The 21419-nt window shown below is 63.5% G+C and carries 24 protein-coding genes and 1 tRNA gene; 21 read left to right on the forward strand and 4 right to left on the reverse strand.

The window, feature by feature from the left end:
* The first annotated feature begins 75 nt into the window (after window positions 1-75).
* Together ispF and truD are read left to right on the forward strand one after the other, a co-directional pair.
* Window positions 76-573 carry a 2-C-methyl-D-erythritol 2,4-cyclodiphosphate synthase gene (gene ispF, locus XALGPE39_RS05320; protein ID WP_045727288.1) on the forward strand — a complete coding sequence of 166 codons (498 nt, stop codon included), beginning with the start codon at window positions 76-78 and terminating at the stop codon, window positions 571-573.
* The gene (truD, locus tag XALGPE39_RS05325; RefSeq protein WP_045727289.1) at window positions 570-1634 is read left to right on the forward strand and encodes a tRNA pseudouridine(13) synthase TruD; all 1065 of its coding nucleotides are present in this window, start codon (window positions 570-572) and stop codon (window positions 1632-1634) included. The genes ispF and truD overlap by 4 nt, the downstream gene beginning before the upstream one ends.
* Before the next feature lie 12 nt (window positions 1635-1646).
* On the opposite strand, the gene XALGPE39_RS05330 is transcribed toward truD, so the two are convergent.
* Window positions 1647-2180: a Smr/MutS family protein gene (locus tag XALGPE39_RS05330; protein ID WP_045727290.1), complete on the reverse strand. Its 534-nt coding sequence runs from the start codon at window positions 2178-2180 to the stop codon at window positions 1647-1649.
* 150 nt (window positions 2181-2330) lie between these two features.
* Between XALGPE39_RS05330 and surE the strand changes: the two genes are divergently transcribed.
* Genes surE through XALGPE39_RS05350 form a run of 4 tightly spaced genes read left to right on the forward strand, consistent with a single transcriptional unit; the run spans window position 2331 to window position 5230 of the window.
* Entirely contained in the window at window positions 2331-3110 is a 780-nt protein-coding gene (gene surE / locus XALGPE39_RS05335; protein ID WP_045727291.1) for a 5'/3'-nucleotidase SurE, read from the forward strand.
* On the forward strand, window positions 3107-3784 hold the full coding sequence (locus tag XALGPE39_RS05340) for a protein-L-isoaspartate(D-aspartate) O-methyltransferase (protein WP_045727292.1): 678 nt from the start codon (window positions 3107-3109) through the stop codon (window positions 3782-3784). The genes surE and XALGPE39_RS05340 overlap by 4 nt, the downstream gene beginning before the upstream one ends.
* Window positions 3785-3803: 19 nt before the next feature.
* Window positions 3804-4418 carry a YqaA family protein gene (locus tag XALGPE39_RS05345; RefSeq protein ID WP_045727293.1) on the forward strand — a complete coding sequence of 205 codons (615 nt, stop codon included), beginning with the start codon at window positions 3804-3806 and terminating at the stop codon, window positions 4416-4418.
* Complete coding sequence (locus tag XALGPE39_RS05350; protein ID WP_152624821.1) at window positions 4415-5230, forward strand: peptidoglycan DD-metalloendopeptidase family protein; 816 nt, start codon at window positions 4415-4417, stop codon at window positions 5228-5230. Before XALGPE39_RS05345 ends, XALGPE39_RS05350 begins: the two co-directional genes overlap by 4 nt.
* A gap of 222 nt (window positions 5231-5452) precedes the next feature.
* Here XALGPE39_RS05350 and XALGPE39_RS05355 read toward each other — a convergent pair whose 3' ends face one another.
* Window positions 5453-5827 (reverse strand): Mth938-like domain-containing protein, encoded by a 375-nt coding sequence (locus XALGPE39_RS05355; RefSeq protein WP_045727294.1) that lies wholly within the window; start codon window positions 5825-5827, stop codon window positions 5453-5455.
* 18 nt (window positions 5828-5845) lie between these two features.
* Window positions 5846-6151: a ribosome assembly RNA-binding protein YhbY gene (gene yhbY, locus XALGPE39_RS05360; RefSeq protein ID WP_045727295.1), complete on the reverse strand. Its 306-nt coding sequence runs from the start codon at window positions 6149-6151 to the stop codon at window positions 5846-5848.
* Between the two features lie 66 nt (window positions 6152-6217).
* Between yhbY and rlmE the strand changes: the two genes are divergently transcribed.
* The 14 genes from rlmE (at window position 6218) to XALGPE39_RS05425 (ending at window position 19564) form a co-directional block, all read left to right on the forward strand.
* Window positions 6218-6850: a 23S rRNA (uridine(2552)-2'-O)-methyltransferase RlmE gene (rlmE, locus tag XALGPE39_RS05365; RefSeq protein ID WP_045727296.1), complete on the forward strand. Its 633-nt coding sequence runs from the start codon at window positions 6218-6220 to the stop codon at window positions 6848-6850.
* Window positions 6851-6909: 59 nt separating this feature from the next.
* The gene (gene ftsH, locus XALGPE39_RS05370; protein ID WP_045727297.1) at window positions 6910-8844 is read left to right on the forward strand and encodes an ATP-dependent zinc metalloprotease FtsH; all 1935 of its coding nucleotides are present in this window, start codon (window positions 6910-6912) and stop codon (window positions 8842-8844) included.
* A 281-nt stretch (window positions 8845-9125) separates the two neighbouring features.
* Window positions 9126-10028 carry a dihydropteroate synthase gene (gene folP / locus XALGPE39_RS05375; RefSeq protein WP_045727298.1) on the forward strand — a complete coding sequence of 301 codons (903 nt, stop codon included), beginning with the start codon at window positions 9126-9128 and terminating at the stop codon, window positions 10026-10028.
* Window positions 10028-10978 (forward strand): tRNA (adenosine(37)-N6)-dimethylallyltransferase MiaA, encoded by a 951-nt coding sequence (gene miaA / locus XALGPE39_RS05380; protein ID WP_045727299.1) that lies wholly within the window; start codon window positions 10028-10030, stop codon window positions 10976-10978. Before folP ends, miaA begins: the two co-directional genes overlap by 1 nt.
* A gap of 120 nt (window positions 10979-11098) precedes the next feature.
* Window positions 11099-11374, forward strand: coding sequence for an RNA chaperone Hfq (hfq, locus tag XALGPE39_RS05385; RefSeq protein ID WP_045727300.1), 276 nt, complete (start codon window positions 11099-11101; stop codon window positions 11372-11374).
* A gap of 26 nt (window positions 11375-11400) precedes the next feature.
* Window positions 11401-12726 carry a ribosome rescue GTPase HflX gene (hflX, locus tag XALGPE39_RS05390; RefSeq protein WP_045728990.1) on the forward strand — a complete coding sequence of 442 codons (1326 nt, stop codon included), beginning with the start codon at window positions 11401-11403 and terminating at the stop codon, window positions 12724-12726.
* A gap of 172 nt (window positions 12727-12898) precedes the next feature.
* Window positions 12899-13393 (forward strand): nicotinamide-nucleotide amidohydrolase family protein, encoded by a 495-nt coding sequence (locus XALGPE39_RS05395; protein ID WP_045727301.1) that lies wholly within the window; start codon window positions 12899-12901, stop codon window positions 13391-13393.
* Window positions 13394-13421: 28 nt separating this feature from the next.
* On the forward strand, window positions 13422-13793 hold the full coding sequence (locus XALGPE39_RS15520) for a hypothetical protein (protein WP_152624823.1): 372 nt from the start codon (window positions 13422-13424) through the stop codon (window positions 13791-13793).
* Between the two features lie 17 nt (window positions 13794-13810).
* Window positions 13811-14446 (forward strand): transcriptional repressor LexA, encoded by a 636-nt coding sequence (gene lexA, locus XALGPE39_RS05400; protein WP_045727302.1) that lies wholly within the window; start codon window positions 13811-13813, stop codon window positions 14444-14446.
* A 193-nt stretch (window positions 14447-14639) separates the two neighbouring features.
* Window positions 14640-15677: a recombinase RecA gene (recA, locus tag XALGPE39_RS05405; protein WP_045727303.1), complete on the forward strand. Its 1038-nt coding sequence runs from the start codon at window positions 14640-14642 to the stop codon at window positions 15675-15677.
* 114 nt (window positions 15678-15791) lie between these two features.
* Window positions 15792-16283 (forward strand): recombination regulator RecX, encoded by a 492-nt coding sequence (gene recX / locus XALGPE39_RS05410; protein ID WP_045727304.1) that lies wholly within the window; start codon window positions 15792-15794, stop codon window positions 16281-16283.
* 105 nt (window positions 16284-16388) lie between these two features.
* On the forward strand, window positions 16389-19040 hold the full coding sequence (alaS, locus tag XALGPE39_RS05415; protein ID WP_045727305.1) for an alanine--tRNA ligase: 2652 nt from the start codon (window positions 16389-16391) through the stop codon (window positions 19038-19040).
* A gap of 134 nt (window positions 19041-19174) precedes the next feature.
* Window positions 19175-19390, forward strand: a complete 216-nt coding sequence (gene csrA / locus XALGPE39_RS05420; protein ID WP_045727306.1) for a carbon storage regulator CsrA — start codon at window positions 19175-19177, stop codon at window positions 19388-19390.
* Window positions 19391-19471: 81 nt separating this feature from the next.
* Window positions 19472-19564 (forward strand) — tRNA-Ser (locus XALGPE39_RS05425).
* A 397-nt stretch (window positions 19565-19961) separates the two neighbouring features.
* Here XALGPE39_RS05425 and XALGPE39_RS15525 read toward each other — a convergent pair.
* Entirely contained in the window at window positions 19962-20336 is a 375-nt protein-coding gene (locus XALGPE39_RS15525) for a hypothetical protein (RefSeq protein WP_152624824.1), read from the reverse strand.
* A gap of 8 nt (window positions 20337-20344) precedes the next feature.
* On the opposite strand from XALGPE39_RS15525, the gene XALGPE39_RS05430 reads away from it, so the two are divergent.
* Window positions 20345-21334: a DedA family protein/thiosulfate sulfurtransferase GlpE gene (locus XALGPE39_RS05430; RefSeq protein WP_045727307.1), complete on the forward strand. Its 990-nt coding sequence runs from the start codon at window positions 20345-20347 to the stop codon at window positions 21332-21334.
* Window positions 21335-21419: the final 85 nt, after the last annotated feature.

A 21419-nucleotide genomic window follows, 5' to 3' on the forward strand; every position in this document is an offset into this window, starting at 1 on the left:
CGTTGTGTACGACCGACGCTGCGCTTTGGTGCGGCGTGCGAATCTCTTCCTTTTGCGGACGACCTTTCCATCTCTATGTCGATGTCTAACCTGCCTGCCTTCCGTATCGGCCATGGCTACGATGTCCATGCCTTCGGTGATGGCGACCACGTGATGCTGGGCGGCGTGCGCGTCCCCCATGCGCATGGCGTGCTTGCCCACAGTGACGGCGATGTGGTGATCCATGCCTTGTGCGATGCCTTGCTTGGGGCATTGGCGCTGGGCGACATCGGCCAGCATTTCCCGCCTTCTGATCCGCGTTGGAAAGGCGCCGACAGTGCGCAGTTCCTGGTGCATTGCCACAGCCTGTTGCGCGAGCGCGGCTGGCGTCTGGGCAATGCCGACATCACCGTGGTCTGCGAGTTGCCGAAGATCGGCCCACATGCGCCAGCGATGCGCGCGCGTCTGGCCGGCTTGCTGCACGTGGATGTGGATTGCGTCAGCATCAAGGCCACCACCAGCGAAAAACTCGGCTTTACCGGGCGCGGCGAAGGCATCGCGGCGCAGGCGGTGGTGCTGCTGGTGGCGCAATGAGCGCATTGCCGCGCGCGTTCGGCTTGGCTGCGCTGCAGGCGCGGATGCGTTGTGCGGCGGAAGACTTTCAGGTCGACGAAGTGCCCGCGTTCGCGCCGAGTGGCGAGGGTGAGCACTTGTTATTGAGCGTGCGCAAGCGTGGCATGAACACCGCGTTTGTCGCCCGCCGCCTTGCGCAGTGGGCTGGCGTGGCAGAGATGGCGATCGGCTATGCGGGCATGAAGGATCGCCATGCGGTCACCACCCAGCGTTTTTCGGTGCATCTGCCCAAACGCGTGGCTCCAGCCCTGGAAACCTTGCTCGATGCCGACCTGCAAGTGCTGGAAACGCATTGGCACAATCGCAAGCTGCCGCGTGGCGCGCTGGCCGGTAATGCCTTCGTGCTGGTGTTGCGCGAAGTGCGTGGCGCGCGTGCCGCGATTGATGCGCAGTTGGCGCAGATCGCCGCGCGTGGCATTCCCAACTGGTTCGGCGAGCAGCGCTTCGGCCGTGACGGCGGCAACGTTGCAGCCGCGCTGGCGATGTTCGGCGGACGTCGGGTGCGTCGCGAGCAGCGCACGCTGCTGCTGTCGGCGGCGCGTTCGGAATTGTTCAACCGGGTGCTGGCGGCGCGGGTGAGCGCGGGTAGTTGGGATCGCCCGCTCGATGGCGAAGTCTGGATGCTGGATGGCAGCCGCAGCGTGTTCGGTCCGGAGCCATGGACCGATGCGCTGGCCGAGCGTCTGCAGCGCTTCGATATCCATCCTTCGGCACCGCTGTGGGGAAGTGGCGCATTGCGCAGCGCCGAAGCGGCGCAGGCGCTGGAACTGGCGGCATTGGACGATGCGCTTGCGCTGCGTCTGCGCGATGGGCTGGAGCGCGAGGGGCTGAAACAGGAACGGCGTGCGACCCGCTTGCGTGTCGCCGATCTGCATTGGCGTTGGTTGGACGGGCGCGATGACGTGCTGGAGTTGCGTTTCGCGCTGCCGCCGGGCAGTTACGCCACGGCCTTGTTGCACGAACTGGGCGAGGTCGTCGACGCGGGCCAGACACGCGACGATTCCACTGCGGAGTCGCCGTAACCGCGCGCGGTGTCAGCGCCGCGCCAGCAGCACCAGCAGCGCGCCGGTGCCGCCCTGGGCCGGTGGCGCGGAATGGAACGCCAGCACGTCGTTGCGCTGGCGCAGCAGGCGGTCCACCAGATTCTTCAACAACGGCGTGCCGCACGATTGCAGCCCCTTGCCATGCACGATGCGCACGCAACCCAATTCGTGCGCGTGCGCCTCGGCCAGGAACTGGCGTAGCAGCGCCTCGGCTTGTGTGGCGGTAGCGCCGTGCAGGTCCAGCTCGTCCTGTGCCGAGAACTGGCCCTTGCGCAGCCGCTGGAACACCCGCGCCGGTAGATGTGCGCGGCGATAGCTGGCGATATCGCCGGCTTCCAGCGGCGCACGTTCGCGTAGCAGTGTTTGGAACTCGCTTTGCGCCTGGGCATCATCGCGTTCGGCCATGCGCGCACGCGGCTTGGGCCGTGGCTTGGGATTGGCTGGTGGCGTCGCGTTGAGCGGCGCCACCGGGCCGATTGCCGCGCGGAACAAGGCGGTGGGGTCTTCGTCTTCGGGATGCGACATGCGCACAGCTTAGAGCGTGTCGTGTGGGTTGAGGGGAAATGGTGCCGTGCGTGGGCGGCTCGTCGAGATGGCATGGTGTGCCGCGTCAGCATGTCGGCAGCGACCTGGCACAGTGCATCCGGTATCATGCTTCGGTTTTCGAGGAGCACCATGCGCGTATTAGTCAGCAACGACGATGGCGTCGACGCCCCCGGCATCCGTATGCTGGCTGAGCATCTGCGCGGTGCCGGCCATCAGGTGACGGTGGTCGCGCCCGACCGTGATCGCTCCGGTGCGAGCAACTCGCTGACTCTGGATGTACCGATCCGGATCAAGCGCATCGACCACGACACGTGCAGCGTTGCCGGGACGCCGACCGACTGCGTGCATCTGGCGCTGACCGGTATGCTCGACTTCGAGCCGGACATGGTGGTCTCCGGGATCAACAACGCGCCCAACCTCGGCGACGATGTGATCTATTCCGGAACGGTGTCGGCGGCAATGGAAGGCCGCTTCCTGGGCCTGCCTGCGGTGGCGGTGTCGTTAGCCTCGCACAACCACGCTCCGCAGCATTTCCAGAGCGCCGCGCGGGCCGCCGTCGAGATCGTGGCGCAACTGAAGGCCGATCCGCTGCCGGCGGACACCATTCTCAACGTCAACGTACCCGACCTGCCATGGCAGGACATCAAAGGCTTCGAAGTCACCCGGCTCGGCAATCGCCACCGCTCCGAAGCCTGCCTGCCGCAATCGGATCCGCGTGGGTGCACCGTGTACTGGATCGGCCTGGCCGGGCGTGAGCAGGATGCCGGCCCAGGCACCGATTTCCATGCGGTGCGTACCGGCTTCATTTCGATCACCCCGATCCAGGTCGATCTCACCCGCTATCAGGCGCTGGAAACGCTCGCCAGTTGGGTCGGTGGCCTCAGCGCGGCGTTGGGTCGGTCGGCATGACCCCACGGTTGCGCCTGCAATCGGAAGCGATTGGCATCGGTATGACCTCGCAGCGCGTGCGCGACCGTTTGGTGACGCGTCTGCGCGAGTCCGGTATCGCCGACGAGCGCGTGCTCAACGCCGTGCGTACCGTGCCTCGGCATCTGTTCATCGATGAGGCTCTGGCGTCGCGTGCTTACGAGGACACCGCTCTGCCGATCGGTCACGGGCAGACCATTTCCCAGCCCTGGGTGGTTGCACGGATGACCGAGGCCGTACTCGACGTCGCGCCGAAGAAGGTGCTGGAAGTCGGCACCGGCTCCGGCTATCAGGCGGCGATTCTGGCCGCGCTGGGGTTGGAGGTGCATACGGTCGAGCGCATCGGCGATTTACTGCGGCAGGCGCGCAAGCGCTTTCGCCAGCTCGGGATGAACGTGCGCAGCAAGCATGACGATGGTCGTATCGGTTGGCCCGAGCATGGTCCCTACGATGCGATTGTGGTCACCGCCGCAGCGCCGGCGCTGGTGGATGCGCTGGTCGAGCAATTGGCTCCGCGTGGCTGCCTGGTGGCACCTGTGGGCGAGGCATCGGCGCAGTCGCTGGTGCGCCTGCGTCGCGATGCTGACGGCGTCATCGAACACGACGTGCTGGCCCCGGTGACCTTTGTCCCGTTGCTGTCGGGCATGCTGGATTGAACCACCGGAGCCGCACCGCATGAAGATATTCGGGCCGCTGTACGAGCGTGCCATCCTCTGGTCGCGGCATCGTCACGCGCCGATGCTGCTGACCGCGCTGAGTTTCGCCGAAGCCATCGTGTTTCCGGTGTTGCCGGAAGTCATGCTGGCCCCGATGTCGCTGGCGCAGCCGCGGCGTTCGCTGTGGTTCGCCACGTTGAGCCTGATCGGCTCGATCGCCGGTGCCATGATCGGCTATCTGCTGGGTCACTTCGCCTTCGCCGCAGTACAGCCGCTGATCGATTGGCTGGGATGGACGCAGAAAATCGATGCGCAGGTCAGCCACCTGCGCGAGGTGGTCGTCGCCTCGCCCTGGCAGGCATTCTGGTTGCTGGTCCTGGCTGGCTTTATGCCGATCCCGCTGAAGATATTCACCTGGGCCTCAGGCATTGTTGGAGTGCCGCTGCTACCGTTTCTGGCGAGCATGCTGGTCGGTCGCGGTAAACGTGTCTATCTGTTGGCAGGCGCGATCCGTCTCGGCGGCCCACGTGCGGAAGCTGCGTTGCGCCGCTGGATCGAGCTGCTGGGCTGGTGCGCGATGGCGATTCTGGTGCTGTTGGTGCTGTGGATCCTATGGAGAGCGAAATACGGATGAGCATCGATCCGATCATGCGGGGTGGTCTGCGTGGTGGCGCCCTGGTGCTGCTCGCTTTGGCGCTCGGTGCGTGCAGTAGTGCCACGGTGGTGCGGACTTCCTCTTCTGCCCAGACACCGGTGCGCTCCAGCGTCCCGACGCCGCGCGTGTCCGCCGCCAAGCCCGGTGTCAGCGCGACCGTGCATCACGGCGACACCCTGTACGCGATCGCCCGCGCCAACAATGTCACCCCGCAGGATCTGGCCGCCTGGAACCGGTTGTCGCCGCCGTACACGATCTATCCTGGGCAGTCGCTGAAGCTTTATCCACCTGGGACAACGACTGCGGCTCAGCCCGGTAGTGCGTCGGTGTCGCCGCCGCCGACCGGAGCCACCGTCACCGCCGCAGCCACGGAGGCCCGGCCTGCGAACGCAACCCCAGCGACAACCCCGGCGAGCAGCGGTTTCGGGTGGCGTTGGCCGGCCGATGGTGCGATCGTCAGCCGTTTCGTCGGTGGCGAGGCGACCAGGCAGGGCGTGGATATCGCTGGCAGCAGCGGTCAGCCGGTGCGGGCCGCTGCGGACGGCGTGGTGGTGTACTCCGGTGCCGGCCTAGTTGGCTATGGCGAGCTGATCATCGTCAAGCACAACGATCAATGGCTGTCGGCCTACGGTCACAACCGCAAGCGTCTGGTCAACGAAGGCCAGAACGTGAAGGCTGGCCAACAGATCGCCGAAATGGGCCACAGCGGCGCGGCGCGCGACATGCTGCACTTCGAGATTCGCTACAACGGCAAACCGGTGGACCCGCTGCTGTACTTGCCAGCCAAGTAGCCGCTGCTGTCCCGCGCTGCCGGTTCTGAGCCGATTCAAGCCAGATCGGCCGGCTGTGCTCGATCTGTGCAATCCGATGAATCGCAGCACGCTGCGCGCATGGATCAAAACCTATCGTTCCGGACCAATGCGTATCGCGCTGGCGGCGAATGCGTCAGCCGCAAAGCGGGATCGCAGAGTAGCGTGGACGCCGCCGCGCGCCGACGGACGGCGTGTTTGCGCTCAGCCTTCGAGCAGAAAGCCGGCGGCCACGCGCCGACCCTCGGCCGCCAGTACGTTGTAGGTGCGGGCGGCGGCGGCGTTGCTCATCGCCTCGATACCGATGCCGCGGGTAAGGAACAGCGCCATCACCGCCGCCGAGGGAAATACCTGGTGCTCGCCCGTGCCGAGAATGACCAGGGCCGGGTTCAACGCCAGCAGGGGTTGCAGATGCCGCGGATCCAACTCGCTCGCCGTTGCCGTCTCCCATTCCTCGACAAGGGTGTCCGGAGCGAGGATGAAGCTGCGGGTCAGCAGGCGTTCGTTCACCTTGGCCTGACGGCCATCGGCCATGCGCAGGGCGTAGCTGTAATCGGGCAGCTCCTGGGTCAGTTGCATGACGTCACCCTGTTGCGGTCAGCCGCGTGGTAGCACGATCTGGCGGTCTTCCTTGGCCGGACGGTACAAAATGGCAGTGTGGCCGATCCGCTGCACCAGCGCGCTGTGCGACTGTTCGACCAAGCTGCCGATGGCGCTATCGCGGGTTTCGCGGTCGTCGCCGCCGACTTTCACTTTGACCAGTTCGTGACGTTCCAGCACCTCGTCCAATTCGGCCAGGAACGCCGTGGTGACGCCCTTGCTGCCGATTTGCAACAGGGGTTTGAGGTCGTGTGCCATGCCGCGCAGGAAGCGGTTCTGGGACGGGGTCAGTCGGATCGACATGCAAGTGGTAGCAGGGTTGGCAGGGGCGATCAGGGTATCATGGTCGCCCTTTCCGCCCGCCCGTCCATGGCCACCCGCAGCAAAAGCAGCCAACGCTGGCTACGCGAACATTTCGCCGATCCCTTCGTGAAGAAGGCCCAGGCCGAAGGCATGCGTTCGCGCGCCGCCTACAAGCTCGAAGAACTCTTGCAACGCGACAGGCTGTTGAAGCCGGACATGGTCGTGGTCGATCTTGGCGCAGCCCCCGGTGGCTGGTCGCAGCAGGTGCGCAAATCGATGGGCGAGCGCGGTCGAGTCCTGGCGCTGGACATCCTGGAGATGCCGCCGCTGGCCGGTGTGGAGTTCCTTCATGGTGACTTCAGGGAAGAAGCCGTGCTATCGCAATTTGAAGCCATGCTGGGCGAGACGGCGGTGGACCTTGTGTTGTCGGATATGGCCCCAAATAAAAGTGGAATGGATGCGGTGGACCAGCCGCGCATGATGCATCTGGCGGAATTGGCGATGGCGTTCGCCGATAGCCACCTCAAGCCGAACGGTGCGTTCTTGATCAAGCTGTTCCAGGGAGTTGGGTTCGACGACTACATTCGCGCGATGCGCCGCCGCTATGAGAAGGTGACCATCCGCAAGCCGGCCGCCTCGCGCAAGCGCTCGCCGGAGGTCTATGCCCTGGGACAGGGTAAGCGCGACCAAATTAAGTAAACTGAACACGCTATGTTACGCATCGAGACAGAGTTGAAGGGGCACCGGAGCCAATGAGGATGAACGACTTGACCAAAAATCTGCTGTTGTGGGTAGTCGTCGCCGTCGTGCTGATGGTGGTCTTCCAGAGTTTCTCGCCGCGGCTGGCCGGTGGCGGGGGCAACGACACCGTGACCTATACGCAGTTCCTGAAGGACGTGGATGCTGGCCGGGTGAAGTCGGTCGATTTCACCGACGACACTGGCTTGTCGGTCACGGCAATCCGCTTCAAGCGCGACGACAACAGCGAAGCCACGGTCTACGGCCCACGCGACGACAAGCTGGTCGACGTGCTCTACAGCAAGAACGTGGAGATGACCCGGCAGAAGCCGACCAGCGGGCCGGGCTTCTGGTCGTTGGTGCTGAATTTCCTGCCGGTCATCCTGATCATCGGCTTCTGGTTGTTCATCATGCGCCAGATGCAGGGCGGTGGTGGCGGTGCCAAGGGCGCGATGTCCTTCGGTAAATCGCGGGCCAAGCTGCAGGGCGAGGACCAGATCAAGATCACCCTCGCCGACGTCGCCGGGTGCGACGAGGCCAAGGAGGAGGTCGGCGAACTGGTCGACTTCCTGCGCGACCCGAGCAAGTTCACCAAACTCGGCGGCAAGATTCCGCGCGGCGTGCTGATGGTCGGCCCGCCCGGCACCGGTAAGACCCTGCTTGCCAGGGCAATCGCTGGCGAGGCCAAGGTGCCGTTCTTCAGCATCTCCGGCTCGGACTTCGTGGAGATGTTCGTCGGCGTCGGTGCCAGCCGCGTGCGCGACATGTTCGAGCAGGCCAAGAAGCATGCGCCGTGCATCATCTTCATCGACGAGATCGACGCGGTCGGCCGTCACCGTGGCGCTGGTCTGGGCGGCGGCCACGACGAGCGCGAGCAGACGCTCAACCAGTTGCTGGTGGAAATGGACGGGTTCGAGGGCGGCGAGGGCGTGATCGTGATCGCTGCCACCAACCGTCCCGACGTACTCGATCCGGCGTTGCTGCGTCCGGGGCGCTTCGACCGCCAAGTGGTAGTGGGCTTGCCCGATGTGCGTGGTCGCGAGCAGATCCTCAAGGTACACATGCGCAAGCTGCCCCTGGCCGACGATGTCGAGCCGCTGGTGATCGCGCGTGGGACACCCGGGTTTTCCGGCGCGGACCTGGCCAACTTGTGCAACGAGGCGGCACTGTTCGCCGCGCGCGAGTCGGTCAAAGAGGTGCGGATGGAACACTTCGACCGCGCCCGCGACAAGATCCTGATGGGCGCCGAGCGCCGCTCGATGGCGATGAGCGAGGACGAGAAAACCCTCACCGCCTACCACGAGGCCGGCCATGCCATCGTCGGCCGATTGGTGCCTGAACATGATCCGGTCTACAAGGTCACCATCATCCCGCGCGGGCGGGCGCTGGGCGTGACCATGTACCTGCCGGAGGGCGACAAGTACTCGATGAATCGCGTGGCGATCGAGTCGCAGTTGTGCTCGCTATATGGTGGTCGCGTGGCCGAAGAACTGATCTTCGGTACCGACAAGGTCACCACCGGCGCCTCCAATGACATCGAGCGTGCGACCAAGATGGCGCGCAACATGGTCACCAAGTGGGGGCTGTCCGACGAACTGGGGCCGATTGCCTATGGCGAAGAAGACGACGAAGTGTTCCTGGGCCGTTCGGTGACCCAGCACAAGAGCGTCTCCGATGACACCGCGCGGCGGATCGATGAAGTGGTGCGTTCGATCCTGGACAAGGCGTATGCGAAGACCACGCAGATCCTGACCGAAAACCTGGATAAGCTGCACACCATGTCGCAGTTGCTGCTGCAGTACGAAACCATCGACGCCCCGCAGATCGACGCGATCATGGAAGGCCGCGATCCGCCGCCGCCGATGGGCTGGGGCAAGTCCGGCAAGGACGGTGGGAACGACCAGGGCAGTTCGCGGCCATTACCGCCGATTGCCGGGCCTGCCGAGCAGTTGTAGCGTTGCCAGCGCTCACGTGCGCAGACGAGCCAGGGAGCGATCCCTGGCTTTTTTGTCTCCGGCGGAAGTTTGGTCGGGGTGCGCAAACACCATGCTTATCGCGCGACTGTGGTTCTGCGCGACAATGATGTTTCGCGGTGTGTCCATTGCCATGCTGCGGTCCCGTTCGACGCGGCCGTCAACGGCATGCCGTTGTTGCCCTCGTGTGCTGTTATCGGCGTAACCGTCGCGGCGCGTAGGCGGCCCTTTCCGGCTGCACAGATGACCAGGAGACTTGTTTGATGTTCGATACCTCGCCTCGCCTGGATTGCGCTGGCCGCATCCTGATGCTGGACCGCCCACGGATCATGGGCATCGTCAACGTCACCCCCGATTCGTTCTCCGATAGCGGCGCGCATGCGACGGTCGAAGCGGCGGTTGCGCATGGCCTGCGTCTGGCCGAGGAAGGCGCGGACCTGCTCGATATCGGTGGTGAATCGACCCGGCCTGGCGCCACCCCGGTGCCGGTGGAGGAAGAACTGCGTCGCGTCATTCCAGTGATCCAGCGCCTGGCCGCGCAGACCTCGCTGCCGCTGAGCGTTGACACCTTCAAGCCGGAGGTGATGCGCGCGGCGGTGGCGGCCGGTGCCGGCATGATCAATGACGTGCAAGCCTTGCGTGCACCCGGCGCGTTGGATGCGGCGGCGGACTTGCGCGTGCCCGTGATCCTGATGCACATGCCCGGCGACGCCTACGCGGCAGGCAATACGCCGCACTACGACGACGTGGTCGCTGAGGTGCATCGATTCCTGGTCGAGCGGATTTTCGCTGCGGAGATGGCTGGGATTGAAAAGCGTTGCTTGCTGATCGATCCAGGCTTCGGCTTCGGCAAGAGCACTGCCGACAATGTGCAGTTGCTCGCGCACTTGCCGCGTCTGTGCGAGTTGGGCGTTCCGGTGCTGGCGGGTTTGTCGCGCAAGCGCAGTATCGGCGAGTTGACCGGACGCGCGGCGCCGGAACAGCGTGTGGCCGGCTCGGTCGCCGCGCACCTGTTGGCGGCGCAGCGCGGCGCATTGCTGCTGCGCGTGCACGACGTCACCGCGACCGTGGATGCACTGACGGTCTGGCAGGCGGTACACGCCGTGCCGTCGCCACGTGTTGCGACCGGGACGGCAACGCCGATCCGCTGGCCGGACGAGGACTGATGCCGGCCGACCAGCGTCCGCGCGCGATCGCGTTGATGGGCCCGACTGCCTCGGGCAAGACCGCGGTGGCCATCGCCCTGGCCGAGCGCTACGGTGGCGAGATCGTCAGTGTCGATTCGGCCCTGGTTTACCGAAATCTGGAGATCGGCGCGGCCAAGCCCGACCCCACACAGCGGGCACGGGTGCCGCACCATCTGCTGGACCTGCGCGATCCCTGGCAGACCTATTCGGCGGCCGAATTCGCGGTGGATGCGCGTGCCGCACTGCAGGGAATCGTCGCCCGTGGTCGCCTGCCGATCCTTGCCGGCGGGACCGGCCTGTACTTTCAGGCCCTGCTCGAAGGCCTGGCGCCGATGCCGGCGGCCGATGCGCAATTTCGGGCCGCATTGGCCGCGCGTGCGGGTGCCGAAGGCTGGGCCGCATTACATGCGCAATTGCAGCAGGTCGACCCGGTGGCAGCGCAGCGGATCGGCCCCGGCGATGCGCAGCGCATCCAGCGCGCGTTGGAGGTGTACCAACACAGTGGGCGGCCGATCAGTGACTGGCAGGCCCAGCCCAGGCCACCTCGGTTGCCGCTACGGGTACTCAAATTGGTCTTGGCACCCAGCGAGCGCAGCGTGCTGCATCGGCGCATCGAAGCGCGTTTCGACGCGATGCTGGCGCAAGGGTTTCTCGACGAGGTGCGTGCATTGCGCGCTTTGCCCGCCATGGTTGCGCTGGAACAGCCACTGCAACTGCCAGCGGTGCGTGCGGTCGGCTATCGTCAGGCATGGGAACACCTGGACGGCGAGACCGACGCGGCGACCTTCCGCGCACGCGGTATCGCCGCCACCCGCCAGCTTGCCAAGCGTCAATTGACGTGGCTACGCGGCGAACTGGACGCGCGCTGGTTCGACCCGGAGGGCGATGCTGGGCGGTTGCAGGCGGCGCTGGAATCCTTCCTCGCCTGAGCCGGATTCCTGTCGCGCTGTGCTTGCGCTCGTGGTTGTGTACCATCAGCGTTCCGGACCACGGCAGGGGAGCTGCATTGGCGTGCCGGACAATAAAAACTATAAGTTCGGGAGTGAAGCATGTCTAAGGGGCAATCCTTGCAAGATCCTTTTCTCAACGCGCTACGGCGTGAACGGGTGCCTGTGTCGGTATATTTGGTCAACGGGATCAAGTTGCAGGGGACGATCGAGTCGTTCGATCAGTTCGTGGTGCTGTTGCGTAACACCGTGAGTCAGATGGTCTACAAACACGCCATTTCCACCGTGGTGCCGGCGCGCAATGTGCGTGTGGGGCCGGGCGGCGGTTATGTGCAGCAGAATGAAGGTGGCAGTGCGGGCGATGACGAAGCTGAGTAGTGGGTTGCTGATGGCTGGAGTTGCAGGTGTTTGATCGGTCGCGTCGCGGCGAACACGCACTGTTGATCCAGCCCTACGCGGGTGGTCCGTTGCAAGACGACGTGTTGGAAGAGTTCGCCGATCTGGCACGCTCGGCTGGCGCCAGCATCGCGGTGACCGTGACCGCGCGCATCGACAAGCCCAGCCCGTCCACCCTGATCGGCAGCGGCAAGCTGGAGGAAGTGAAGGCGGCCGCCGATGCCAGCGGCGCCGATCTGATTCTGGTCAATCACGCGCTCAGCCCGGGCCAAGAGCGTAATCTGGAGAAATACTTGGAGCGGCGCGTGATCGACCGCACCGGGCTGATTCTGGACATCTTCGCCCAGCGCGCACGCAGCCACGAAGGCAAACTGCAGGTCGAGCTGGCGCAATTACGGCACATGGCCACGCGCCTGGTGCGTGGATGGACCCACCTGGAGCGTCAGCGCGGTGGTGCGATCGGCTTGCGCGGTCCTGGCGAAACCCAGTTGGAAACCGACCGACGCCTGCTGCAGAAGCGGGTGGAGCAGTTGCAGAAGCGCCTGGAAAAGGTCGAAGTCCAGCACACGCAGATGCGTCGCGCGCGGGTACGCAGCGAACTGCCACGGATCGCCGTGGTCGGCTATACCAACGCGGGCAAATCGACCCTGTTCAATGCGCTGACCGGTGCCGAGGCCTATGCCGCCGATCAGTTGTTCGCGACATTGGACCCGACCGTGCGCCGGATCGCCTTGCCTGGTGGCAATGCAATGCTCGCCGATACCGTCGGCTTCGTGCGCAACCTGCCGCACGAACTGGTCGCCGCGTTCCGCTCCACCCTGTCCGAGGCGCGTGAGGCCGATTTCCTGCTGCATGTCGTCGATGCTGCCGATCCATTGCGCGAGGAGCGCATCGCCCAGGTCGACGAGGTGCTGCACGCGGTCGGCGCTGGCGAGCTGCCGCAGTTGCTGGTGTTCAACAAGATCGATCGTATCGAGGGTGCCGAAGCGCGCCACGATGCACAGGATGGCGTCCCCGACACGGCGCGGCGCGAGCGCGTGTGGATCTCGGCACGCGACGGACGTGGCCAGGATCTGCTGCAACAGGTGCTCGGCCAGCGGCTGGGATTGCGTCACGTGCAGGGACGTTTGCGCCTTCCACCGAGCGCTGGGCGCCTGCGTTCGCAGTTGCACCAGTTGCAAGTGATCCGCAGTGAGCAGAGCGACGAGGATGGCTGGCTGCTGCAGGTGGACATCCCGATCACCGAAGCCGAGCGCCTTGCCGCAAGCGCTGACGGCGCGCCGATCCGCGCGCTGTTGCCGCCGCGCGAGCAAGAGGAATGGCAGCAGCGCTGAGCGCTCTGCTTGGTGCTGAGCTGTCGCACGACATTGATCAGGCGAAGCGCTATCGGCGTCGATCTGGCATATGTGTCGCTGTTACAAACGTCCAGGCCATGTGCTGGCGCGTGCGCGCGCGACAGCCACGGCGAATTGGGCTACAAAGCGCATTGGTTTTCCGAGTTGTGCCATGAGCCTGCCCACCGATCAAGACCTGCTGCATCTTGCCACCGAGCTGAGTGAACGACTGCGTTGCGCACGCGAACGGCTCGTCACCGCCGAGAGTTGCAGCGGTGGCTGGATCGCCAAAGTGATGACCGACGTGGCCGGCTCGTCGGCCTGGTTCGACTGCGGCATCGTCGCCTACAGCTACGAAGCCAAGCAGGCGTTGCTCGGAGTACGTCCGCAGACGCTGGAGCAGCATGGCGCGGTCAGCCGCGAGACGGTGATCGAAATGGTGTCTGGCGCGTTGGTCAGTTCCGGGGCCAGCATCGCGGTTGCGGTCACCGGCATCGCCGGACCTAGTGGCGGTTCGGCGGACAAGCCCGTGGGCAGCGTCTGGCTGGGCTGGAAGCGGCGCGGTGATTATGCCAGTGCACAACTGTTCCACTTCCCCGGTGACCGCGACGCGGTGCGTCGGCAGACCGTGGCTGCGGCACTACGCGGTCTGGACGCGCTGCTGTGAACGCCGCTGAGCACATGCGATAGCGGATGTGCGCGATGTGGAAAACCGTGATCGTGGCGCCGACGTTGGATCACCCGTCAGCCTGCCGCAGCTCATCGATGCCCTGGGCGAGGCAACGATAAGGCGATTTTCAATTCTGTTGGCGTCACTTCTCTTGCTTGCCGCGTCGTGCTTGCCGCACGGCAACCGCCTGGCGATCTGCCGCACGATACTTGCCGGTTCGAGCCTGCGGCATGTTCTTCTGGATCTGGCGCAACGAATGCTGAGCATGCTGATGGTTGCAGTCGGAGCGACCCTTGCGTGCCGTGCTGTCAAGCGCTCAATCACGTCGGGCAAAGCATGCGATTGGAGTGATTGGTGCGTGGTGGCGACATGGAGGGTTGCCTTTTTAGGTTTTTAGTAGTATTACTACTAACCATGGAGCTAACCGAAACCCAGCAGGCGATTCTCGACTTGATCGCCGAGCGCATCGAACACGAGGGCGTCCCGCCGTCGCAAACGGAAATTGCCCGTGCCCTCGGCTTCAAGGGCGTGCGCGCCGCGCAATATCACCTTGAGGCGCTGGAGCAGGCAGGCGCGATCCGGCGCGTGCCGGGACAGGCGCGTGGAATCCGCCTGCTGGGCGGAACGGGCGTGCCGGCACCGCCGCCGCAGGTGGATAAGGCCGAGGTCCTGCGCCTACCGGTGCTGGGGCGCGTCGCGGCCGGTTTGCCGATTGGTGCGGACATCGGCTCCGACGATTTCGTGGTACTGGACCGGGTGTTTTTCTCGCCAGCGCCGGATTACCTGCTGAAAGTGCAGGGCGACTCGATGCGCGACGAAGGCATCTTCGATGGCGACCTGATCGGTGTCCACCGTACTCGCGATGCGTGTTCGGGCCAGATTGTCGTGGCGCGGATCGAGGAAGAAATCACCGTCAAGCTGCTCAAGATCGGCAAGGACCGCATTCGTCTGCTACCACGCAATCCGGACTACGCGCCGATCGAAGTGTTGCCCGATCAGGACTTCGCCATCGAAGGGCTGTATTGCGGTCTGCTGCGTCCAAATCGCTGATGCAGCGGGGGCAGGGCATGCACGACACAGTTCTTGGGACTTCCCCGACCTTGCAGATCGCCATTCGCCGCTGTCCTAGGCACGCTCGATCACATTATTTTGGCTGCGCCACGCGTCGTCTCAGCCTGTGCGATACCAGGCCATTACATTGAACCCACTCCGCACATCCTCCTCACCTTCCAAGGAAACAACAATGGACGAGAACAAGAAGCGCGCGCTCGCGGCCGCCCTGAGTCAGATCGAAAAGCAGTTCGGCAAGGGCTCGGTGATGCGGATGGGCGATCGTGTCATCGAAGCCGTGGAAGTGATTCCGACCGGCTCGCTGATGCTGGATATCGCACTCGGCATCGGCGGCCTGCCGAAGGGGCGGGTGGTCGAGATCTACGGTCCGGAATCTTCGGGTAAGACCACCCTGACCCTGCAGGCCATCGCGCAGTGTCAGAAGAACGGCGGCACCGCTGCGTTCATCGACGCCGAGCATGCGCTGGACCCGGTCTACGCCGCCAAACTTGGCGTCAATGTCGACGAATTATTGCTGTCGCAGCCGGATACCGGCGAACAAGCGCTGGAAATCGCCGATATGCTGGTGCGCTCGGGGTCGGTGGACATCGTGGTGATTGACTCGGTCGCCGCGTTGACTCCGAAAGCCGAAATTGAAGGGGAAATGGGCGATCAACTGCCCGGCCTGCAGGCGCGTCTGATGAGCCAAGCGCTGCGTAAGCTCACCGGCAACATCAAGCGCTCCAATACCCTGGTCGTCTTCATCAATCAGTTGCGCATGAAGATCGGCGTGATGATGCCGGGGCAGAGTCCTGAAACCACCACCGGCGGTAACGCACTGAAGTTTTACGCCTCGGTGCGGTTGGATATCCGCCGCATCGGCGCGATCAAGAAGGGCGATGAAATCATCGGCAACCAGACCAAAATCAAGGTGGTCAAGAACAAGCTGGCTCCCCCGTTCAAGCAGGTCGTCACCGAAATCCTCTACGGTGAAGGCATCAGCCGCGAGGGCGAGCTGATCGACATGGGTGTGGAAGCCAAACTGGTTGAAAAGGCGGGTGCTTGGTACAGCTACGGCAGCGAGCGCATCGGCCAGGGCAAGGACAACGCTCGCGGCTACCTGCGCGACAACCCTCAGGTCGCGGCCAAGTTGGAAAGCGAACTACGCGAGAAGTTCCAACCCACGGAAATCGCACCCAGCCAAGCCGACGCCGAAGACCTGGAAGCGTAATGGTTTTCTGCCGGGGGAGCGGTGGAGTCAGTGCCGCTCGTCTCCCTCGGCAGTCTTGATCAAGCGAAGGAGCACGCGTGCCAGGGAGGGACGCATGACGGGTGGTGGATTTTCATGAGTGAAGAGCCTGCACAAACGCGACATCGGCGTCGCCGACAACCTGAGCAGACACCGCTACAGAAGGCTTTGGGACTGTTGGTGCGGCGCGAGCATTCACGCAAGGAATTGACCCGCAAGCTGTTAGCGCGCGGTGTGGAGGTAGAGGCCGCCAATGCGGCAGTGGATCGTCTCAGTGAAGATGGCTGGCAGGACGATGGCCGGTTCGCTGAACTCTTGGTCCGCAGCCGTGCCAGCCTGGGCTATGGGCCGTTGTATATCCGCGCAATTCTAGGCACGCATGGGTTCGATAGCGATGCCATCGCGATGGCCATGGCAACGTTCGAAGGCGATTGGGTCGAAAATGCCCGCGACTTGGTGATGCGGCGTTTCGGCGCGGAAGGGTCAACAGATCTGCAACAACAGCGCAAGGCCGCCGACCTGCTGGCACGGCGGGGTTTCGACGGCGACAGCATCCGCGCAGCCATGCGCGATGCTGCGGAGGACTGAAGAGGTCGGGCCTGTTACCCTTGGCGGCTTATCTTGTCCGGTTTCTATGCGTCTTGATCGTTGAGGGCGCACCTGAAAACCCGCCCGCTCGTTTACAGCCAGCCCATGAACGCACCCGCCAAATTCTCCACCTCCCAGATTCGTAGTGACTTCCTCGAGTTCTTCAAGGGCAAGGGCCATACCATCGTGCCCTCCGCCCCGCTGGTCCCCGGTAACGATCCGACGCTGCTGTTCACCAATTCCGGCATGGTCCAATTCAAGGACGTGTTCCTTGGTGCGGAGAAGCGCAGTTACGTGCGCGCGGCGGATGTGCAGCGCTGTCTGCGTGCTGGCGGCAAGCACAACGATCTGGACTCGGTCGGCTATACCGCCCGCCATCACACGTTCTTCGAGATGCTCGGTAACTGGTCCTTCGGCGATTATTTCAAAAAAGAGGCGATCAGCTGGGCCTGGGAGTTGCTGACGCAGGTGTGGAAATTACCGGCCGAGCGTCTGTTGGTCACGGTCTACCACACGGACGACGAGGCCTATGGCTTGTGGCGCGATATGGTGGGTGTGCCCGAAGAGCGCATCGTGCGGATCGGCGACAACAAGGGTGCGCCTTACGCCTCGGACAACTTCTGGCAGATGGCCGATACCGGGCCCTGCGGGCCCTGTACCGAGATCTTCTACGATCATGGCGCACATATCCCGGGAGGCCCGCCGGGATCGCCGGAGGAGGATGGCGATCGTTTCATCGAAATCTGGAACCTTGTGTTCATGCAGTTCGATCGCCAGCCCGACGGGAACCTGGTGCCGCTGCCGGCACCCTGTGTGGATACCGGGATGGGATTGGAACGCTTGGCGGCAATCCTGCAGCATGTGCACACCAACTATGAAATCGACCTGTTCCAGACGCTGATCCGTAAGGCTTCCGAGCTGACCGCGACGGCCGATCTGGAGAACAAATCGTTACGTGTGATCGCCGATCACATCCGTGCATGCGCATTCTTGATCGTCGATGGTGTGCTGCCATCCAACGAGGGGCGTGGTTATGTCCTGCGTCGGATCATCCGCCGTGCCTTGCGCCATGGCTGGATGCTCGGCGTGCGGCAGGCATTCTTCAGCAAGCTCGTGCCCACCCTGGTTGCGCTGATGGGCGAGGCCTATCCCGAACTGGTCGCGGCGCAGGACACCGTGTTGCGCGCGTTACAGGCCGAGGAAGAGCGCTTTGCCGAAACTCTCGACGCCGGGATGAAGATCTTCGAAGACGTTGCTGCGAGTGCGCAGGGAGGCGTGATTGCTGGCGAAGATGCCTTCCGTTTGTACGACACTTACGGGTTTCCGCTGGATTTGACTCAGGACATCGCCCGCGAACGCGCTTTGTGCGTGGATGAGCCGGGTTTCCAGACGGCAATGGAAGAGCAGCGCAGGCGCGCGCGCGAGGCCGGCAAGTTCGGCGGCGGCGTGCAGTTGCCGGCCGACTTGGTCGCGACACTGGCGCCGACCGTGTTCCTGGGCTACGACAGCTTGCAGTCCGATGACTTGCGTGTGGTCGCATTGCTCAAGGACGGGCGGCCGGTGCAGTCTGTGCAGGCAGGCGATGCGGTGATCCTGCTGACCGATCAGACACCCTTCTATGCGGAATCTGGCGGTCAAGTCGGTGATATCGGCATGTTGCTGCAGGGCGGCACGCGCTTTGCTGTGACCGATACGCAGAAGTTCGCCGGTCAGTTCCATGGCCATGTCGGTACGTTGATCGAGGGTACTCTGAAGATCGGCGATGTGCTTTCCGGTCAGGTCGATGCCGAGCGGCGTCGTGCAACTATCCTCAACCACTCTGCGACGCATCTGTTGCATGCCGCGCTCCGCGAGGTCTTGGGAACGCATGTCCAGCAGAAAGGCTCGCTGGTGGCGCCAGATCGCCTGCGCTTCGATTTTTCGCACTTCCAGCCGATTGCGGCCAAGGAGCTGGCACTGATCGAACGCAAGGTCAACCAGCAGGTGCGCGCGAACAATGCGGTCCAAGTGCATCAGATGGGAATGCAGGAAGCGCTGGACTTCGGTGCGATGGCGCTGTTCGGCGAAAAATATGGCGAGCGCGTGCGCGTACTGAAGATGGGCGACTACTCCACTGAACTGTGCGGCGGTACGCATGTAACGCGGACAGGCGACATCGGCCTGTTCAAAATCACCAGTGAAGGCGGCGTATCTGCCGGCGTCCGCCGCATCGAGGCGGTGACAGGTCAGGGCGCGTTGGATTACGTGTCGGCCGAAGAAGCCATGTTGCATGAGGCTGCCGAGTTAGTCGGTGGCAGCGCGACTGACATGGTAGACAAGATTCGTCAGCTTGGTGACAAGCACAGGCGCCTGGAGCGCGAAATGGAGGCATTAAAGGCCAAGTTGGCCTCCAGTGCGACGGCCGACTTGGCCGGTTCTGCGGTCGATGTGGGCGGGGTGAAAGTGCTCGCGGTACGGCTGGAGGGGTTCGACGCCAAGGCATTGCGCGAGGCGATGGATCGCTTGAAGCAGCAGCTTGGCGACTGTGTGATCGTGTTGGCTGGCGCTAGCGAGGGCAAGGCCGCCCTGGTTTCAGGGGTGAATGGCAGCCCAATGGGACGGGTCAAGGCCGGGGAACTGTTGAGCCAGATCGCCAGTCAAATATCGGGCAAGGGCGGCGGTCGCCCGGACCTCGCCCAGGGTGGTGGTGAGGACGGGCCCGCCCTTGTCCATGCCTTGGCAGGCGTCCCGGCATGGGTCAAACAACATCTCCCCTGAACCCCTATCGGCGCAGCTTGCTGCGAGCGCACGGCTTCGATTAATATCGAACTTCATTTTCCCTATTGGTTATGGCGCGCCCCATGTGGGGTGTCGTGCTGGTGGGAGTGCCGGTCCTAAGGAGAATTTTAAAAATGTTGATCTTGACTCGCCGGGCAGGCGAAACATTGATGATCGGCGATGCGGTCACCGTGACTGTGCTCGGGGTCAAGGGCAATCAAGTGCGTATCGGCATCACCGCGCCGAAGGACGTGGCAGTACATCGCGAAGAGATCTATCAGCGCATCCAGCGCGGCGACGAGCCGAATTCCCATGGCTCCGGTGGGCATGGTGACTCGTCCGTCGATTGATTTGAAGAAAGGGTTTACCTGAGATGCTCCAACCCTGTATTCTTCGCGGCCGGTCGCGGAATACCCGCAACGCTTAAATCCGGAGTGATGCCCGAGCGGCTGAAGGGGCTCCCCTGCTAAGGGAGTATAGGGTCAAAAGCTCTATCGAGGGTTCGAATCCCTCTCACTCCGCCAGTAGTGAAGGAACGCCTGCAAAGTAATGATTTGCAGGCGTTTCTTTTTTCTCGCCAGTGAGCTCTCGCTATGGCGAGACGCTTGTATACGATTTTGGACTGTCCTCCGCGCGACGCCATTGCGCCACGACGACGTTCGTTTGTGTGTTCAACCCACTGCGAGTTCGGCAGCGTATAAGCTCATCGAACGTCTGGTCGGTGAGGATTTTCCAGGCAATGACGAGAGGGCGGATAGATAGAAGTCCGTTGCACTGCGAATGCCGATCCTTGCTGCGACGCAGGTGGGCCTTGTGCTTGCCGGTGCAATGACGCGCCCGTGTTCGCTGCCCCGGGTTGCGTGCACATTGCATGATAGTGCTGGTGGACTTGGCGCGGCATCAGCTTGCCAGACTATTCGCTCACGATGCCGTGCGCATTTTCGATATGCGTGGCATGCGCTGGTTGTAGCGGGGCTGCCTGCGTATCGCTGGCCTGTCGGGAATCTGTTGCGCGGACTCTCGCTGCGCGCTGCGGCGCGAGCGGTTCGGCGGGCTAAAGGCATCGATAAGTGATGTCAGGCTGTTTGGTGCGCTGGCAGGGAGTCGCCTGCATTGGCTGGTTGGTGCGCTTGACTGCGCTTGCTGTGGTCCGGGCGAGGTGTGGATGGTGAGGATCGTCGTGTGCATGCCTTGAGTGAAGATGGGTGGATCTGTTCCGTTGGTGATGCGTCGGCGTGTACGCGTGCCGTCGGTGTCGGGAGGATAATGGCGGCGGTTGTTTTTCGTCTTGAGCACAGCATGAAATGCAGGAATTGATCGCGCGTTATGGCCTGGGTCTGCTCTTCGTCAACGTGTTGGCGTTGTCGTTGGGCTTGCCTGTCCCCGCATTGCCAACCCTGATTCTGGTGGGTGCGACTTATGCGTTACTCCATGGTGTGGGGGTGTGGGTTGCACTGTTGAGCGCGCTTGCGGTGTCGATTCTGGCTAGCCTGCTCGGTGATCTGCTCTGGTTCTGGGCTGGTCGCCGTTATGGCAATCGCACGTTGCAGTCGCTGTGCCGGCTCTCGCTGTCGCGCGACAGCTGCATGAGGCAAACCGAGCGCTTCTATGCACGCTGGGGGGTTGGCGTGCTGATGATCGCAAAGTTCGTGCCTGGCTTGTCCATGGTCTCGGTGCCGATGGCTGGTGCGATGCAGGTGCGACTTGCCGCGTTCCTACGCTACGACACGTTGGGGGCCGCGCTGTGGGCGGCTTGTGGTCTGCTGCTCGGTCTATGCTTTGCCGGCCAAGTGCAGGCATTACTGGATTGGTTGAGTTTGCTGGGAGTGCGCGCGTCGCTGTTGCTTGCCGGTTTGCTGGCCTTCTATGTGGGTTATCGGGCTTGGCGTCGTTACAGGTTGATGAAGTCGATGGAGGCCTCGCGCATCGACGTGGACGAACTCTACGCGTTGATGCAGGGCGATGCGGTGCCGGTGGTGTTGGATATCCGTGCTCCGGGCTATCGCACGCTGCAGTCGTATGTCATTCCGGGGGCGATGTGTGTGGACGAGCGACGCATCAATGACATCGTCGCGGTGTTGCCGCGCGAGCGCAAGATCGTCATTTACTGTGCGTGCCCGAATGAAGTGTCGGCCGCGGTGCTGGCTAGGCGGCTGCGCCAGCGGCATTACGATGACGTGGTGCCGTTGCGGGGTGGGTTGGAGGCGTGGCAGATGGCCGGTTATCCGGTGATGGCGGTCGGCGAGGTCGGGGCTGCGCCTGTCGCGTCGCATCACGGTGTGGGTGCTGCGTGAGCGTGTGGGCGCAAGGAGGGTAATGCCTGCGTGCCGCTGCGCTTTGCGTGCAAAAGGTGTTCTATGCAGGCTGGCGGTGATGACA

It is taken from the genome of Xanthomonas sp. GPE 39 (assembly GCF_000963005.1).
GTDB lineage: Bacteria > Pseudomonadota > Gammaproteobacteria > Xanthomonadales > Xanthomonadaceae > Xanthomonas_A.

Bases quoted from the DNA above. Each gene is read 5' to 3' on its own strand.
- XALGPE39_RS05345 (WP_045727293.1), top strand. From the start codon at position 3,804: ATGAAGATATTCGGGCCGCTGTACGAGCGTGCCATCCTCTGGTCGCGG.
- rlmE (WP_045727296.1), top strand. From the start codon at position 6,218: ATGGCCACCCGCAGCAAAAGCAGCCAACGCTGGCTACGCGAACATTTC.
- XALGPE39_RS05340 (WP_045727292.1), top strand. From the start codon at position 3,107: ATGACCCCACGGTTGCGCCTGCAATCGGAAGCGATTGGCATCGGTATG.
- surE (WP_045727291.1), top strand. From the start codon at position 2,331: ATGCGCGTATTAGTCAGCAACGACGATGGCGTCGACGCCCCCGGCATC.
- XALGPE39_RS05395 (WP_045727301.1), top strand. From the start codon at position 12,899: ATGAGCCTGCCCACCGATCAAGACCTGCTGCATCTTGCCACCGAGCTG.
- recA (WP_045727303.1), top strand. From the start codon at position 14,640: ATGGACGAGAACAAGAAGCGCGCGCTCGCGGCCGCCCTGAGTCAGATC.
- miaA (WP_045727299.1), top strand. From the start codon at position 10,028: ATGCCGGCCGACCAGCGTCCGCGCGCGATCGCGTTGATGGGCCCGACT.
- truD (WP_045727289.1), top strand. From the start codon at position 570: ATGAGCGCATTGCCGCGCGCGTTCGGCTTGGCTGCGCTGCAGGCGCGG.
- csrA (WP_045727306.1), top strand. From the start codon at position 19,175: ATGTTGATCTTGACTCGCCGGGCAGGCGAAACATTGATGATCGGCGAT.
- folP (WP_045727298.1), top strand. From the start codon at position 9,126: ATGTTCGATACCTCGCCTCGCCTGGATTGCGCTGGCCGCATCCTGATG.
- XALGPE39_RS05330 (WP_045727290.1), bottom strand. From the start codon at position 2,180: ATGTCGCATCCCGAAGACGAAGACCCCACCGCCTTGTTCCGCGCGGCA.
- alaS (WP_045727305.1), top strand. From the start codon at position 16,389: ATGAACGCACCCGCCAAATTCTCCACCTCCCAGATTCGTAGTGACTTC.
- lexA (WP_045727302.1), top strand. From the start codon at position 13,811: ATGGAGCTAACCGAAACCCAGCAGGCGATTCTCGACTTGATCGCCGAG.
- yhbY (WP_045727295.1), bottom strand. From the start codon at position 6,151: ATGTCGATCCGACTGACCCCGTCCCAGAACCGCTTCCTGCGCGGCATG.
- XALGPE39_RS05355 (WP_045727294.1), bottom strand. From the start codon at position 5,827: ATGCAACTGACCCAGGAGCTGCCCGATTACAGCTACGCCCTGCGCATG.
- recX (WP_045727304.1), top strand. From the start codon at position 15,792: ATGAGTGAAGAGCCTGCACAAACGCGACATCGGCGTCGCCGACAACCT.
- XALGPE39_RS05430 (WP_045727307.1), top strand. From the start codon at position 20,345: ATGCAGGAATTGATCGCGCGTTATGGCCTGGGTCTGCTCTTCGTCAAC.
- XALGPE39_RS05350 (WP_152624821.1), top strand. From the start codon at position 4,415: ATGAGCATCGATCCGATCATGCGGGGTGGTCTGCGTGGTGGCGCCCTG.
- ftsH (WP_045727297.1), top strand. From the start codon at position 6,910: ATGAACGACTTGACCAAAAATCTGCTGTTGTGGGTAGTCGTCGCCGTC.
- ispF (WP_045727288.1), top strand. From the start codon at position 76: ATGTCGATGTCTAACCTGCCTGCCTTCCGTATCGGCCATGGCTACGAT.
- hfq (WP_045727300.1), top strand. From the start codon at position 11,099: ATGTCTAAGGGGCAATCCTTGCAAGATCCTTTTCTCAACGCGCTACGG.